Origin of the sequence: uncultured Campylobacter sp. (assembly GCF_938002845.1) — a bacterium.
Taxonomy (GTDB): domain Bacteria; phylum Campylobacterota; class Campylobacteria; order Campylobacterales; family Campylobacteraceae; genus Campylobacter_B.
Window position 1 is genome coordinate 26805 of record NZ_CALKZP010000037.1, and the last position, 14634, is coordinate 41438.

The window sequence follows — 14634 nt, forward strand, 5'->3', positions numbered from 1 at the left end:
CGGTCGGCTTGATAGAACTTGCAAGTTTAAAATTCTTTTTTGGAGGTTTAAGATGAAAATCTTAAATTCTATTTTCGGCAAATTAGCGATTTTGCTCGGTTCTGTTTTTTTTGGTGCTACGCAGGCTATGGCTGACGTAACTTTTGCGGATGGCAAATTTAGTGGAACTATTGATAGCAATCCTTTCACTTCTGCTGTCGTCGTCGTTATCGGCTTAATCGGCTTGATTTACGCTGTTAAAGCTGGTCTTGCTTTGCTTAGACGCTAAATTTTACCGCCCCCTTTCGGGCGGTATTTTTTGAAAAGGTTTAAAAATGCAGATTTCAATCTTACATATGTCTTTACTTTTAAACGCTTTTTATGCGATTTTGGCGCTTTCGTTCTTTGCGATTAAGTCTATTTTTGCAGGTTTGGATCTTTTTTCAAAATGAGCGAGGCGGAAATTTTAAGTTTAACCGGTTTGAGCTTAGAGCGATACAGCTCTTTGATGGCGCTTAGCGGTTGCCTTTGCGGTTTTTTATTCGTTTTAGGGATATTTCTTGCTATCTCTAAAATTAAATAAGGTTTTCGGGGGTTTGCGATGGAATTCGTTTTAATTGATTGGATCGGTAATAAGTCGTTTGATTATTTCTTTAGCCTTTTCTTTTGGTTCGGTGTTGCAAATATTCCGTTTCAGTTGGCTTTTACGCTATTTTCTCGCCGTTGGTCTTAGGCAAACCCCATTTATTTGCTTGCCTATAAACGAAGCGAAGTGCGCGCGGCGTGTAGCTTTCGGACGCCCGAAAGCCGCCGCGCATAACAGGGTCGCAGGGGGAGCCGATTTTATGAGCTTGCGATTAAAATCGGGTTCGCTCCCCCTACGCAAATTTAAGGAAGAGTAAAAAATGCTTAATAAATTAAAATTTATCCCCCTAATCCTCCTACTTGTAGCCACTCTTTCTAATGCCACAGAAATTGGTTGTGGTATTAATCTTATTCCTAAATATGGTGCTCCTATCGGAGAGCCTATGCATAAAGAAGATGACCGTTATACTTATAAGCTTGCTTTCGATAGAGAAAATGAGCTTTATATGTATAGATTTAGAAAAGATGGCTCGGATATAGAAGTTTACCATTATGTTAGAGTTCAAAACAATTATGAAATAACTCAATATCTTGGTTATTCTACTCAGGTGTTTTATAAGGTTGCTTGCGCTCGAACTTTCCCTTCCTTTATATATCCTTTGAAAAAATTTGATGTCAATGATGATCCTAAGGTCAATACTGCTAAGTATATTATCGATGTTTTCGCTTACGATAGTGATTTCGCTACGCAGCATTGTAAGCTCGGTTATGATCTTGCCAATCATAAGTGCGCCGATGATTGCGAGCATATAACCGATAGAGAGTTGCGTTTTCAATGTGCTTGTGCTAGTCATTTTAAAGATGCGGTTTACGCTGGTACTTTTTCTGCTGATCCCGATACTTGTAAAGGTGAAAATATTAATTATACGCCAAAATGTTGTTTTGGTTGTAAGAGAAAAGATGGCACTGATTTTCGCGTTGTGGTTAATTCTGCTAATCCTTATGCCGATTATGGCTGCAATTACGATGAAATAGATCATTTATATTTGGATGATCCAAAAAAGCCTGATGACAATAAAACTAAACCCGATAAGCCTGATAATAACAATACTAAGCCTAATAAACCTGATAAGCCAAGTAATCCTGATGATAATAAGACAAAGCCTAATAAGCCTGATCACGGCGGCGGCGGTCATTCAGGCGGTGGCGGGGGCGGTAGTAACCCTCCTGATAAACCGGGCGATGACGATAAAGACAAAGATAAAAATGGCACTCACCCGGGTGGCGGTGGCGGTGGCGGTGGTAATCCTGGGGATAAGGATGACGATCAGGCTAAATTTGATTTTAGTAAATTAAATGAACTTAATGAAACTGTTGAGGGTGGCACTAATAAATTTATGAAAATTTTTGAGGATGCCAAAGATCAAATCGTTGGTGCTTATAACAGACTTAAGAAAGGTAAATTGAGTGATTTTAAAGTTCATGGTTCTGTTAATAGTTGTCCTTATACTCGCGATTTTGTTATTAAAGATGGATTAAGCAAAAAAATTACTATTGATATTTGCGTTGTAGTAAAGGACGCTCGTCCTGTTCTTTATTTTATTTTTTATGCTTTATTTTTATTTCTTTTCTCGTTATTCACTTATAAAGCTGTTGCGAGGTTATTATAATGGGTAGGATTGTAAGTTTTTTAGGCTCTTTTGTAGCTAAATGGGGCGGTGCTATAATTAGATTTGGGCTTATGCTCGGTATAGTTATGTTTTTTGCTAAATTTGCTGTTCCTTTTTTTGTAGATTTAATGGACGCTATTGCTTTCATATTATCTAAGGTTAATGCTTTAATAGATTATATAAATTCTTATTCTGGTAATTCAAATGAGATTATATCCTTATTTTTTAATGTTCTTAAGTCTATTGGTTTTATTGACGCTTTTGGTGATGCTTATACTTTATTCAAACCTATATTTTTCACTTTGATTGTAGCTTTAGGTGGAAAAGTTGTTATGAGATTCTTATCTTTATTTGTTAAGTTGCTTAATTACCTCTTTATTTCTAGGATTGATTAAAATGGCTATCTCATATCTTACCGGCATACCGAAAAGCGGAAAGACTTATTTAGCCGTTTATCAAATTTATAAAAATTTTATCGAAGTTCCTAAGCCTTCTTTTTTCGATAAATTTATCAAAAAACCCAAGAAAGCTGATAAATATACTATCTGCTGGACGAATATAAATGAATTTGACTACTCCAAAAGCGAAAAAATCAAGCCTTTAGATATTAACGATTTTAAATATAATCTTAGCTTGCTTTATGATCTTTATATGGGTGGCGCTAACGATACTGAATTAAATGAAAAGGCTTCGGATTTTAAGCTTAATCACTGCTTGATCGTTATCGATGAGGCACATAATTTTTTTACTAAAAAGAGTGATGAAATTTTAACCTGGTGGCTTACTTACCATGCGCATTTGTTCCAAGATATTTGGCTTATATCGCAGGATTTAAGCCTAATTGATACAGGTTACAAGGCTGTAGCCGAGTATTTTTATAAAGCCGTAGAACCTGCTCGTCGTCTTATTACTAATCGTCTTAGGTATCAGCAGTTCATTAGCTACCGAATGAATCAAAACGATATGATTAAGGGTGGTGGTTTTACTTTACCTGCTCTTAATGAGGTCTTTGACCTTTACGTTGCGGGTTCTAAGGAAAAAGGCTCATCTATCGTAGTTAAATTTTTTGGTTTAGCTGTGGTGCTCTGTTTCTTTTGTTTTTTGGCGTTCTACCGCTTTTATTCGCTCTTTAAGCCTGCTGATGAGCCTGCTCCCGCCCCCGATATCCAATCCAATCAACCTATTGAAAGCGGAAGCGGTAACAGCACTAAAGCTTTATTCAACGCCTCTAATCCAAATCCTAGTGAGCCTCCTATAGGCTACATATACCAAATCTATTGTTTCTACGATCGTTGCTCCATTCAAAACGGCACTTACGATCATTTCGATCAGAGATACTTAAATTTTATTTTTTTGCGCTCCCCGCCTAAATTTAATGTGCGCTCGTTTAAAGGTAAAGGTATTACGTATTTCTTTGTTGGCTTTGATAAGCCCGTTTTTGATAACTTAAAAAAGGAAGAGTTAAATGAAAAAAGTTCTTTTTCTAGTGCTATTTATTCTAAGTAGCGCCTTGTCTGAAGAAATTAAGCTAAATTTGCTTGATTTCGCCAACGTTGCCAGCCATAATTCAAAAATAGATATTCTAATTAGCGATGAGATAGATTCAAATAGCTTTTATTTTTATACGTCCAAGAATTCAGATGTAACGATAAAGCACTTTCGCAAAGCCATAGAAAGTAAAGGCTTAAAGCTTATACTTACTGACGGCTTTTATTACGTCTTTAAGAAGAATAAGGACTATGGCGATGCTAATGGCAGCATTAGCGCCGAACGCAGGCTAAGGTATCTTACTCTTGCAAATAACTCTTACGACGATGCCGATAAGATAGTAAGCAAGATGACCGATCAAAACTCAAGCTATATCAGATCTACGAACTCCGTTGTATTCAAAGCAAGCGATGATGAATATAGCGACATAATAGATTTCGTCCAAAGAAGTGATAAAAAGCTCGAGCAAGTAAATTTCAAGCTTACTATACTTGAAACCAATACCAACGATTATAAAGATATAGGCTCGCATCTAAATTCTTTAGGCGACGTCGTTACCCGCTCCGATCTAAACTATTTCATAAACCTAATTACTATGCCTTATAGTGCTGAAACAAACGTAGTAACTACAAAGAAACGAGGCTTTTACGGCGTTCTTAGCCTGCTTCAGCAAAACGGCGTAACTACCATAAAGCAAAGTCCGTTTCTGGTCGCAAAGAGCGGCGCCGAGGTATATTTTTCCTCCGTCGAAAACGTGCCGTATCTAACGAACACCAGCACCTATACGCAAAACGGCACCGCCACTCAAAACAGCTACGAGTATAAAGACGTTGGCCTAAAGATTAAAATTCGCCCGGTTGTGCTTCAGAATTCAAACGTTGATTTCAGCCTTGATTTGGTGGTTGAGGACTTATTAGATACGCAAAACACCCTTACGCCGCGCACGAGCAAAAAGGAACTTAGGTCGAACTATAGCCTTAAGCGGGGCGAGCTTCTCGTTTTAAGTGGTATTAACAAAGACGTAGCCTATTCAAAACGCAACGGCGTGCCGCTACTCAAAGACATACCTATTTTAAAATACCTCTTTTCCATAGAACAAAACTACAAAAGCACTAGCATTATTACTCTTACGATAGAGGTAAATTAAGATGAGCATGAGAACATACGGCTCATTATGCAAGGGACAACCGAAGAGCAAAAGCGAGCTAAGCGCCAGCGCAGCGAGCTTTTGCTCTCTCCCTTGTCAATTTAATAAAAATCTGTCACTCTTAAATAAAGATTAAAGATGTTTGGACTAAATGAGGCTGATCTTTCAGCCGTAAAGCTTAAAATTGACAGACAACGGAAGTTTTTACAAGATTACAGATTTGTAAATTCTTTCGGTGAAGAAAAAAGCCTGCTTTCGGTTTCAAAGTCCGCAAATTTTTCAAGCACCTATTACGCCGAGGTAGCCAATAGGACAAATACTATCCATATGCTTTCAGTCAAGCATGAGCTAGTGCCCGTGTTTCTTACTATCACGCTTAATGGCTGCTTCCGTAAGGCGCTAGTGGGTAATTTTGCTACCTTTACCACCAAGGACATTAGATCGCTTCCGATTGAGCAGAAACAAAAGCTTAATGAGGGCGTGCCCTTTACTATTAAGGATTTAGCCAACGTACTAAATTATAATTTTCATAAATTTACTAAACGCTTCAGGCGCGTTTATGAGGGCGAAGTATTTCAGTATATACGCACCTTTGAGCCGCATAAAAATGACGGCGTGCCGCATATTCATGCTTTGATATATGCCCCAAGGCATACAATCCCTTACTTGCTTAAAATTTATAAAGACGTGTTCTACGCCCCGCAAAACCTAAGAAACGAGCGTTTGACCCCGGCTCAGATAGCAAATGGCGAGATAAACGGCTTTCAGACCTCTATAAACAATGCCACGGGCTACGTGATGAAGTATATTACCAAGACCTTTATAAATTTCAACGAAACTGACGATATTAACGAGGTTCAAGCGTGGTTTATAAAGCATAAAATTCGCAGGTTTTTATCCTCGCAAAACCCAATCCCGCTTTGGGTTTACCGTAAGATAAATTTCATTAAAGGTTTGCGTGATCTCGGCAACCTTAATATTCTAAAAGACTTCGATAATACGCTTATAGAGTGGGATTATAAGAGCCAAAGTATCTTTATGTCTATCCCATATACTTCAGAGGAGCTTATATATGAGGATGGACACCTGCTATATTACGTCTGCGGTAGGCTCATGCACGAATACGTTAAAAATATCAATCCGGCTCAAAACGTCGGTAAAATCCAGTCTCACGAGTTAAAATCTATTCAAAGTTTCTATAATAGCGGTATTAAGCCAGTTTATTACAACCCATATAAGATATTTCGCACCGCTTGGAAAGACATGAGCGACGAGCGCCTAAAATTATACTGGCGCGATAATCAAAATGAAATGACCGATGACATTCTAAGCGTCCAAGATTACGCTATGCTTGAGAATGAGATGATCGAGCGCGGGTTTCTGCAGAGGTATAAAAATCATATCAGATATTTTACCGAGCATGCTTTAGAGGATATTAGAGAGCTAGAATTTAAGTATTCCAATAACGGCGTTATGCCGTATCCGTTTTAGGAGTTTTACGATGTTGCTTAACGAGCTTTTTAATGATTACGTAGAATTTTACGAGCTAATACTTCGTAAGCATACTTTAGAAAGCGATATATCAACTTATAAGAAGCATATAGCTTCAAGCTTGGGCGAAAAAGACGTAAGCAATATAAGCTTTTTAGATATTCAAAGGCTTTGTAATAACTTAATCAAAGCTGATTATAAAATCAAGACCGTTAAGAATATCCTTGCAAAGCTACACGTAATCTTTAAATTCGCTCAAAAGCTTGAGCTTATAACTAAAAATCCCTGCGACTTTGTTGAGCTACCTAAATTTGACAATAAACGATACTTTGATTATTCGTTGCTTGTTCAAAAGAAATTTATCAAAGCTATCTGCGATAATACCGAAAGTAGTGCCGATATATTTTTTTTCCTGCTTCACGGCAGGCGCAAGAATGAGGTTTTAAGTCTTTGTTGGAGCGATGTAAATTTAAAAACTAAAACTTATGTTATCCCTTATCAAATCAATAAAGCTAAGCGCGATATGGTCTATTCTATGAGTGACGAGCTTTATAAAAGGCTATTAAAGCTTTATATAGCCGCAAAACAGAATAATCAGCTAAATGGCTACGTCTTTGTCAATCCTGCTACTGGGTCAAAATTCGTTGATTTACGTAGGAGTTGGAATTCTTTGTTAAAGAGGAATAATCTACCTAAAATCAGGCTTCACGATATAAGGCATCTTATCGGCACTTACTGCATAAATTATCTTAAGCTTCCGATCGAGCAAGTGAGTTTTACTCTCGGTCATACGAATATCATTACTACGCAAAAATACATCACTGCTAATATAAAACAATCGAAAAATACTATTGAAAATTTGATGAATTCCGTTTAAGTAAAAAATAAGCGTTGTGATCCATACGCTTAAAATAAGCTTAATGCTTTCCATTAGAAAAATAAGAATATTTTAAGATTTTATCAAATGCCTTTGTAATGGGTGTTTGGTTGCAGAGGGTGGATTTGAACCACCGACCTTCGGGTTATGAGCCCGACGAGCTACCACTGCTCTACTCTGCGATAAAAAAACGCGAATAAATTTAAAATAGCATTCGCGAAAGTGGATGGGGTAGGAGGATTCGAACCTCCGAATGATTGGACCAAAACCAATTGCCTTGCCACTTGGCTATACCCCAAAACTATAAAAATGTAATTATACATAAATATTTACGTAATGTCAATACTATCTTATACGAAATTCTTAGATTTTAATGAGTAGAAAATTTTAAAATCAATATATCTTATAAGCAAATATTTAAATCTGTAAAATAAAAAAGCCCTAGCTAAATGCTAGGGCTAAAAATCAATAATATTTATAACTATTTATTAGTTATAAACTACACCCTTGCCACCAAATTTAAGCTTCGCACCATTAGCCTTAATTTGATCAGCAACTTGCTGTAAACCAGGCATTTCCCATACTTGTTTACATAGTCCAGTTGCGTTATCTACAGCTACTTTTATAGTACCATTACCACCATCTATATCAGTAGGTTGAGTATTTACTGTAAAACAAGTACTTCCTTTTGCCTTTACTGGATTAGCAACATTTGACATCTCGCTATAAGTTGTACTAAAATTACCTTGTGAAGTATAATAAGCACCTAAATCGCTTACTACTGTTTGAATATTTGTAGCTGCCTTAGAAACCTCAGCATCATCACGAGTAGCTGCAAGTCTTGGAATAGCAACAGCTGCCAAAATACCTAAAATAACGATAACGAAGATCAACTCGATCATAGTAAAACCTTTTTTCATGGTTTACTCCTTAAATAAAATTCATCCCGCATACCTATATGCGAAACTTGGCAGAATTATAGAGAAAAATTTAAAAATTGTCAATAGTTTTTGGCAAATTTTTTACAATTTATTTACAAAATCCGATTTTGCGGGCATTTCAAAATCAAAATTTTAGGCCCAATCGATCTATTTAATGTATTTTGACGACGCATCTGCACAATGGTACCATAAAAATCATTTGCTTTCATTCTCGCTCGTGCGCACCCGATAAACTATATGACTATTCGAGATACAGGATGCTACAGCCCGTATCTTTTTGTGAGAATTTCATAGTTTTCTACGCGTCTATCGCGCAAAAACGGCCACCAGCGGCGCACGTTTTCGCATCTTTGCATATCGATGGTTACGACTTCGCATAGCTCGTCGGTGCTGTTTGCGCGAAACAACTGCTCGCCCTGCGCGCCAAAAACAAAGCTATTGCCCCAAAACCTAATCCCATCTTCGCTGACAAGCTGGCCTACGCGCTGTTTATTCGGCAGCACCTCTAGAGTTTCGCCGTTAAATTTGATCTCTATTGAAATCTTTAAATTCTCTCGCGCCGCCTCACCCTTTGCGGGCAAAATTTCGCCGCCGATCGCCATTTTGCCGCTACCCGTTAGCGCCCCGTTACTAAAGGATAAAATTCCGCCCTCGCTTAAAATTTTACTCTCGCCGCTCGCATCCGTGGAGCGCGAAATTTTATCGCGCACATTCAAATTTGCTTCGCTCCCGGATAAAATTTCATCCGGCGAAACCTCGCTAAGCGCGGCGCTTTCAAAGCCCACGCGATTTACGGCGATTACGGGCAGGGAGTTTGCCACCGCATGCCCGCGCTGTACCGCGACCCAGGCCTCCAGCTGGCGTGCCTTTTCGTCCTCGCCGTCGCCGTCGAACCACCCGATCGCGGTCGGATATATCAGTAGCTCGGCACCTCGTAGCGCCATCGCGCGCGCCGCCTCGGGATACCACTGATCCCAGCACACGAGCACGCCGAGCCGTCCCACGCTCGTGTCTATGGGCTCAAAGCCCAGATCACCAGGCGTGAAATAAAATTTTTCGTAAAACTGCGGATCGTCGGGAATATGCATCTTGCGATACCGCCCCGCGATAGAGCCGTCGCGCTCGAAGACCACGGCGATATTGTGATATAGCCCCGCGGCGCGGCGCTCAAAAAGCGAGCTTACCAGCACGACGCCAAATCTCTTCGCTACCTCGCTCCACAGCCGCAAATCGCACTCGAAATCCTGCGCATAGTCGAAATTTTCGGTATTTTCGCGCTGGCAAAAATAATGCGTCTGATGAAGCTCTTGCAAAACGATTAACTGCGCACCCTTCGCCGCCGCACGCGCGATGAGCTCGATGCTGCGTGCTATCGTGCGCGATTTGGTACCTTCAAATTTATGCGAAATCAGCCCAACTTTTAAAATTTTCATAATTTTTCCTTCGATCTAAATTTAAAGCCTGAATTTATTCATGCACGAACAGTGCAGCGAGCCGTTTTGGCGGATGAAAACGCGCGCGTTCACTCCCACTGCTTCGCGATCCGCACACGCCGCACGCAGACGCGACAGTGCCAGCTCGTCCGCCGCGCGGTTTGGATCGTGCGGATCTGTGGGGTCTGCGTAGGTAGGCACGATGAGCGCGCCGTTTAAAAAGACGAAATTTGCGTAAGTCGCGGGCAATCTGCGCCCCTGATAAAAGATCGCGCGCGGGATCGGCAGTTCGATCACGTCGTATCCGAGCGATGAAATTTCATCTTTCATCGCGCCAAGCTCCGCATAGTGCAGATCGCTCGGATCGTCGCACGACGAAATAGCCACAGTGTGCGGGCTTAGAAAGCGTGCGAGGGTATCTACGTGGCTGTCGGTATCGTCGCCTTTGATGAAGCCGTGTCCCAGCCAGATTATGTTTTTCAGCCCAAAAATTTCGCGCAGCCGCGCGTCCAGTTCGGCCTTGCTAAGGGAGTTGCGATTTTCGTTTAGCAAACACGCGCTGGTAGTTAGCATCGTGCCCGCGCCGTCAAAATCGACGCTGCCGCCTTCCAAGATCAAATCCACGTCTCGCAGCGGGCGGGCGCTCGCGGCGTAAAGCTTGGAATTTAACGCGTCGTCCTTGGCGCTTGCAAACTTGCCGCCCCATGCGTTGAAACGAAAATTTAGCCCGGTGATTTTGCCGCCCTCCTCTACGTCGATCGCGCCGTAATCGCGGATCCACGTATCATCGGTGTCGATTTGCGCGAAGCTGACGTTTGCTAAGCCGCCGCAAATTTGCTCAAAATCCTCGCGGCTCGGCGCGATTGCGACGACCGGCTCAAACCTCGCTGCAGCGGCGATAAAGTCGCGGTAAGCCGCCCGTATCTCGCCCAAATACGGCGCCCAGTCGGTACCTGCATGCGGCAAGGACACCAAAAGCGCCTCTTGCTTCTCCCATTCGGCGAATGCTCTCATTTTTGCTCCAAGATTAAAATTTCACGGATTATAGCGAAGCTCGGTTTAAAAAGATATTTGTGGATGGTGCGCCCGGAGGAATTCGAATCCCCGACCTTTTGAACCGCAATCAAATGCTCTATCCAGCTGAGCTACGAGCGCACGAAATAAAAGAAACGGGATTATAGCGTTTTTAACTTAAATTTAGCCAAAAGGCGGTTTAAATTTCGACATGCGATAAATTTTAGCTTCGCATTTTTCTCATTTTTGCGTTTGCCCGATTGCGACGCCTAGTTTTTCTTTTAAATTCCAACGTGCAAGAATTTTAATCTGCTTAAATTTATTGTGTATCGCGCCGAAATTTAACTTACTTAAGGATTCTGCTCGCATCTTGGAATTTAAAATTTATCCTACTTAAAATTCCGCGAGCCAAATTTAAAATATCCTAAAAATTTTACAACTTTGCAGCCCGAATCCCATGCAAAATAAATAAAATTTATCGCTTTTTAGGTATCATAAGCAAGTAATAAAATGAACGAAGGAGGGAAAATGAAAAAGGTCTTTTTAGCGTTTGTGCTGTGGCTCGGTTTTGGCGGGGCTACTTTTGCAGCGCAAGATACGGAGCCGAGCGAAGCGCAAGGACAAAATTCTACGGGAGTTAAAATTTTAAGCGACGGGTTTTATAAAATGTCCGCCGAAGAGCGCGGTAAGGCATTAAATGATTGTGATGCTTCGCACTCCTATGGAGGATGCGATAAAATTTTCTCACAAGAGATCTCGCAACTTATTAAAAAGTGCAATATGGGCGACGGTAAATATAGCGCTTGTCAGAGTTTATTAACTATCATTGATAAAAATTGTTTTGAAAAAGATGAGATTGGAAATGCTTTATCTTGCGACATATCGGGCAATCTGTTAATCAAAATGAATAAATTCCCTATGGGATTAAAAAGATTATCTAGGGCTTGTGAAGTAGGCAAAATAGGCGAATCTTGCTTATTTTGCGCACTAACTTACTTTTATCACTCTTTAGACATAGACGAGGTAATAAAATATATGACGATGGCTCGAGATTTGGCATACAATAAAGAATATTTGAATGAGATGATCAAAAAGTTAGAAGATTGCAAAGCCGATAAAGAGTGCAATCCTGCAAAATTAGAATTTCAATAGGCAACCGGCAAGAGCAAATACGGCGGGCTAAATTTCTAAATTTAAAAGACAAAGGAAAGATCGCTATGGCGGATAGGCTGATCGACATCGGGCTCATTTTGTTTTTCGGCGGCTTTGGCTTTGTATGCTATATAAACGGCGTATTGGGCATCGGCAAAGACTATATGCAGCGCAATAAAATAGATTTCGTGCGCTGGATGTTTAGTCCGGGGCACATTTTGCGCTCCAACACGCCGTTTGATTCGAACGAGCCGCTAGAATTAAAATTTAAAGAGCCCAAAAGCAAGCACATAATCTACAATTTCTTCGAGCTCATCATACATTATGCGATAATCGCGCCGTTTTTAGTGATCTATGCGGGGATTTTTCTATTTTGCGCGGGGCTAGCCATTAAAATTTTATCCTAAATTTAAAATTTGCGACGCGGATGCATAGCAGGCATTGCATAGACGCCGTTTTCGTTGCAGAATTTCAAATTTTACGCCGCATCTCTTGCTAAGCATGCTACACTTATTATATTTTAAGAGATAAAATTCCAAAATTTTATCGCCGAATCCACGGCTTGTGAAATTTATGCCGTATTTTCTGTTTCTTGGGGCGGGAAGGGAGCTTAAATTGCGAGGTCGCTCCCCTTCCCGCCCCAAACCCCACCTAACCTCCGACGACGCTAGCGGGGCGGACTACGTCCGCGCATTTTTATTTAGCGGCTCGCGCCGCATGAAATTCCGTATCGATAAATTTTTAAAATTCCACTACCGCTAAATTTTTATCGTATTTGGAATTTTAATATTCCATCCGTAGCCGCCAAGCCAATTTATCAGCCGATAAATCATCAAACCGCCAAGCCGTCCGCCGATCGTCAAGCTTCCGCTCGACCGCAAACTAAACTATCCGCCAGCCAAACCGATCGGCAACCGACCAGTCCTCAAACAACCGACCAGCCGCCGAATTTATCGATAGCCGAGCCGTATAAAACCGACCGACCGCCAAAAGCAGTAGCCGCAGACTAGAGGAGTGCGCACTCGAGTTACAAAACGACTGACCGCCGAAGCAATATACCGCCAACCGATCGGCAACCGAACTGATAAACCGCCCAGCCGCAAGCCAAACCCGCAGCCGCTTGATCGCGAGCTAGCCCAGAAAGCGACGCTTATTCTACGTAAATTTTATAATCCCCGTAGCCTAGCGCGTCCATCTCCTCAAGCGGGATAAATTTCAAACTCGCGCCGTTGATGCAGTATCTCATACCGCCCTTCTCTCTCGGCCCGTCATCAAAGACGTGCCCCAAATGGCTGCCTCCTACGCGGCTTGAGACCTCGACGCGCTGCATGCCGTGGCTGTCATCTTGCGCGTACGCGATCGCATCGGTCGTTATCGGCTTTGAAAAGCTCGGCCAGCCGCAGCCCGCGTCAAATTTATCAGTGGATGAAAAAAGCGGCTTTTTCGACACGATGTCGATGTAGATGCCCTTTTTATAATTCTTGTCGTATTCGCTCGAAAACGGCCGCTCAGTCGCCTTTTCCTGCGTGACTTGATACTGAAGTTCGGTTAAATTTTTCTTCAGCTCCTCCTTGCTTTGCACTTTAAATTTCTCATCGTCCTCAAGCGGCTTTTTGGCTAGGCGCAGATCGATGTGGCAGTATCCGCCGGGATTTTTGCCGAGGTAGTCCTGATGATACTCCTCGGCGCGGACGAAATTTTTTAGCGGCGCCACTTCGACGGCGATCTTTTCTTTAAATTTCGCCTGCTGCGCCGCTATGAAAAAGCGCGCCAGCTCGCCGCTCGCCTCGTCGGCGTAATAGATGCCCGTGCGGTATTGGCGCCCGCGGTCGTTACCCTGCTTGTCGATCGAAAATGGATCGATGATGCGGAAATAATGCGCCAAAATTTCAGGCTCGCTGATGACGTTGGCGTCGTATTTTAAGTGTAGCGTCTCGGCGTGATCGCTGCTATGCAGCCCTTCGTAGCTTGCCTTATCGCTCTTGCCATTGGCGTAGCCTACCTGCGTCGCGACTATACCGTCGAGCTGTTTGTAATACGCCTCCATGCCCCAAAAGCAGCCGCCTGCCAGATAAATTTCTTTCACGTTTGCGTTCATGCCGCCCCCTTTAACTTTAAAATTTGCGTCCGCCGCGCTGCCGTCTGCGGCATTTAGCGCTACTAAATAACCCGCCGCCAAAGCAAAGAGGCAGATTAAGGTTTTGAAAATTTTCATTTTGATCCTTTCGTTTTAAATTTTGCGCAATTTTACAATCTCTAAATGAAGCGAGAGTGAAAGAGAGAAATTTTATCGCTTACGGCGGATCGGTACCCAAATTTTATCGCCGCAGGATCGGGGCTTTCGCTCGCCGTCGCCGCAGAATTAGAATTTTATCGCCGTAGTGACGCAGGACCAAAAATTTTATCTTATCCTCGCGGCGCGCTACAGCATCGGAATTTTACCTCCTCGCAAGCGGTTAAAATTCTATGCTATAACGAGGGCTGAAATTTTACCGCCGCCGCCAAGATTAAAATTTTACCGCTTCAGCGGAGACCGGATTTTGCTAACGCGGCAAGCGGTTGAATTTGATCGCCGCGGCAGGAATTAAAATTTCGCTACCGCTGCAGGGTTAGAATTTCATCGCCCCTGCGCTACGATGAAATTTGTCCCTTTTACGAGCGAGACCCTTGCGCCGCCCATTCGCCTGCGCTACGGCTCGCGTGAAATTTATCCATTCATCGCAGCTTACGTGGGGATTTAGAGATTTTGATACGCCCTATTGCGGCGCGAAATTTTATTGTCGCGCCTCGCGGCTAGATTTTGCTACCGTCTCGATAATTAAAATTTTACCGCTGCGCAACCGTGATTTGAGCCTGA

General features: G+C 42.1%; 14 protein-coding genes and 3 tRNA genes. 10 read left to right on the plus strand and 7 right to left on the minus strand.

The genetic code is table 11. The features are described from left to right. Positions 1–52: 52 nt before the first annotated feature. From Q0224_RS05145 to Q0224_RS05175, 7 genes are all read left to right on the plus strand, one after another. On the plus strand, positions 53–268 hold the full coding sequence (locus Q0224_RS05145) for a hypothetical protein (protein WP_297949621.1): 216 nt from the start codon (positions 53–55) through the stop codon (positions 266–268). Between the two features lie 616 nt (positions 269–884). Then, a complete protein-coding gene (locus tag Q0224_RS05150; protein ID WP_297949623.1) occupies positions 885–2234 on the plus strand; it encodes a hypothetical protein in 1350 nt (449 codons plus the stop codon). Further along, positions 2234–2629 carry a hypothetical protein gene (locus tag Q0224_RS05155; RefSeq protein ID WP_297949625.1) on the plus strand — a complete coding sequence of 132 codons (396 nt, stop codon included), beginning with the start codon at positions 2234–2236 and terminating at the stop codon, positions 2627–2629. Before Q0224_RS05150 ends, Q0224_RS05155 begins: the two co-directional genes overlap by 1 nt. A 1-nt stretch (position 2630) precedes the next feature. Beyond that, positions 2631–3740, plus strand: a complete 1110-nt coding sequence (locus tag Q0224_RS05160; protein WP_297949627.1) for a zonular occludens toxin domain-containing protein — start codon at positions 2631–2633, stop codon at positions 3738–3740. Continuing rightward, the gene (locus tag Q0224_RS05165; protein WP_297949630.1) at positions 3700–4869 is read left to right on the plus strand and encodes a type II and III secretion system protein; all 1170 of its coding nucleotides are present in this window, start codon (positions 3700–3702) and stop codon (positions 4867–4869) included. The genes Q0224_RS05160 and Q0224_RS05165 overlap by 41 nt, the downstream gene beginning before the upstream one ends. A gap of 138 nt (positions 4870–5007) precedes the next feature. Then, positions 5008–6360 carry a hypothetical protein gene (locus Q0224_RS05170; protein WP_297949632.1) on the plus strand — a complete coding sequence of 451 codons (1353 nt, stop codon included), beginning with the start codon at positions 5008–5010 and terminating at the stop codon, positions 6358–6360. A gap of 10 nt (positions 6361–6370) precedes the next feature. Next, positions 6371–7237 carry a tyrosine-type recombinase/integrase gene (locus Q0224_RS05175; protein ID WP_297949634.1) on the plus strand — a complete coding sequence of 289 codons (867 nt, stop codon included), beginning with the start codon at positions 6371–6373 and terminating at the stop codon, positions 7235–7237. A gap of 107 nt (positions 7238–7344) precedes the next feature. Here Q0224_RS05175 and Q0224_RS05180 read toward each other — a convergent pair. The 6 genes from Q0224_RS05180 to Q0224_RS05205 all read right to left on the minus strand — a co-directional run bounded on the left by Q0224_RS05180 (position 7345) and on the right by Q0224_RS05205 (position 10766). Beyond that, positions 7345–7419: transfer RNA gene (locus Q0224_RS05180), tRNA-Met, on the minus strand. Positions 7420–7460: 41 nt separating this feature from the next. Continuing rightward, a tRNA-Gln gene (locus tag Q0224_RS05185) sits at positions 7461–7535 on the minus strand. Between the two features lie 190 nt (positions 7536–7725). After that, positions 7726–8157 (minus strand): type II secretion system protein, encoded by a 432-nt coding sequence (locus tag Q0224_RS05190; protein ID WP_297949636.1) that lies wholly within the window; start codon positions 8155–8157, stop codon positions 7726–7728. Between the two features lie 281 nt (positions 8158–8438). Further along, the gene (locus Q0224_RS05195) at positions 8439–9611 is read right to left on the minus strand and encodes a carbon-nitrogen hydrolase (protein ID WP_297949638.1); all 1173 of its coding nucleotides are present in this window, start codon (positions 9609–9611) and stop codon (positions 8439–8441) included. Between the two features lie 21 nt (positions 9612–9632). Beyond that, entirely contained in the window at positions 9633–10625 is a 993-nt protein-coding gene (locus Q0224_RS05200; protein WP_297949640.1) for an agmatine deiminase family protein, read from the minus strand. Between the two features lie 64 nt (positions 10626–10689). Further along, a tRNA-Arg gene (locus Q0224_RS05205) sits at positions 10690–10766 on the minus strand. Between the two features lie 387 nt (positions 10767–11153). Between Q0224_RS05205 and Q0224_RS05210 the strand changes: the two genes are divergently transcribed. The 3 genes from Q0224_RS05210 to Q0224_RS05220 all read left to right on the plus strand — a co-directional run bounded on the left by Q0224_RS05210 (position 11154) and on the right by Q0224_RS05220 (position 12539). Then, a complete protein-coding gene (locus Q0224_RS05210; RefSeq protein WP_297949641.1) occupies positions 11154–11777 on the plus strand; it encodes a hypothetical protein in 624 nt (207 codons plus the stop codon). A 65-nt stretch (positions 11778–11842) separates the two neighbouring features. Next, a complete protein-coding gene (locus Q0224_RS05215; protein ID WP_297949643.1) occupies positions 11843–12184 on the plus strand; it encodes a hypothetical protein in 342 nt (113 codons plus the stop codon). A 166-nt stretch (positions 12185–12350) separates the two neighbouring features. After that, on the plus strand, positions 12351–12539 hold the full coding sequence (locus tag Q0224_RS05220; protein ID WP_297949645.1) for a hypothetical protein: 189 nt from the start codon (positions 12351–12353) through the stop codon (positions 12537–12539). 388 nt (positions 12540–12927) lie between these two features. Here the strand turns inward: Q0224_RS05220 and msrB are convergent, their stop codons facing one another. Further along, positions 12928–13992, minus strand: coding sequence for a peptide-methionine (R)-S-oxide reductase MsrB (msrB, locus tag Q0224_RS05225; RefSeq protein ID WP_297949647.1), 1065 nt, complete (start codon positions 13990–13992; stop codon positions 12928–12930). Between the last annotated feature and the right edge of the window lie 642 nt (positions 13993–14634).

Excerpts from the sequence above, each read along its gene's own strand:
- Q0224_RS05160 (WP_297949627.1), top strand. The coding sequence starts at position 2,631 with ATGGCTATCTCATATCTTACCGGCATACCGAAAAGCGGAAAGACTTAT.
- Q0224_RS05195 (WP_297949638.1), bottom strand. The coding sequence starts at position 9,611 with ATGAAAATTTTAAAAGTTGGGCTGATTTCGCATAAATTTGAAGGTACC.
- Q0224_RS05215 (WP_297949643.1), top strand. The coding sequence starts at position 11,843 with ATGGCGGATAGGCTGATCGACATCGGGCTCATTTTGTTTTTCGGCGGC.
- Q0224_RS05175 (WP_297949634.1), top strand. The coding sequence starts at position 6,371 with ATGTTGCTTAACGAGCTTTTTAATGATTACGTAGAATTTTACGAGCTA.
- Q0224_RS05220 (WP_297949645.1), top strand. The coding sequence starts at position 12,351 with ATGCCGTATTTTCTGTTTCTTGGGGCGGGAAGGGAGCTTAAATTGCGA.
- Q0224_RS05170 (WP_297949632.1), top strand. The coding sequence starts at position 5,008 with ATGTTTGGACTAAATGAGGCTGATCTTTCAGCCGTAAAGCTTAAAATT.
- msrB (WP_297949647.1), bottom strand. The coding sequence starts at position 13,992 with ATGAAAATTTTCAAAACCTTAATCTGCCTCTTTGCTTTGGCGGCGGGT.
- Q0224_RS05190 (WP_297949636.1), bottom strand. The coding sequence starts at position 8,157 with ATGAAAAAAGGTTTTACTATGATCGAGTTGATCTTCGTTATCGTTATT.
- Q0224_RS05165 (WP_297949630.1), top strand. The coding sequence starts at position 3,700 with ATGAAAAAAGTTCTTTTTCTAGTGCTATTTATTCTAAGTAGCGCCTTG.
- Q0224_RS05145 (WP_297949621.1), top strand. The coding sequence starts at position 53 with ATGAAAATCTTAAATTCTATTTTCGGCAAATTAGCGATTTTGCTCGGT.
- Q0224_RS05210 (WP_297949641.1), top strand. The coding sequence starts at position 11,154 with ATGAAAAAGGTCTTTTTAGCGTTTGTGCTGTGGCTCGGTTTTGGCGGG.
- Q0224_RS05155 (WP_297949625.1), top strand. The coding sequence starts at position 2,234 with ATGGGTAGGATTGTAAGTTTTTTAGGCTCTTTTGTAGCTAAATGGGGC.
- Q0224_RS05200 (WP_297949640.1), bottom strand. The coding sequence starts at position 10,625 with ATGAGAGCATTCGCCGAATGGGAGAAGCAAGAGGCGCTTTTGGTGTCC.
- Q0224_RS05150 (WP_297949623.1), top strand. The coding sequence starts at position 885 with ATGCTTAATAAATTAAAATTTATCCCCCTAATCCTCCTACTTGTAGCC.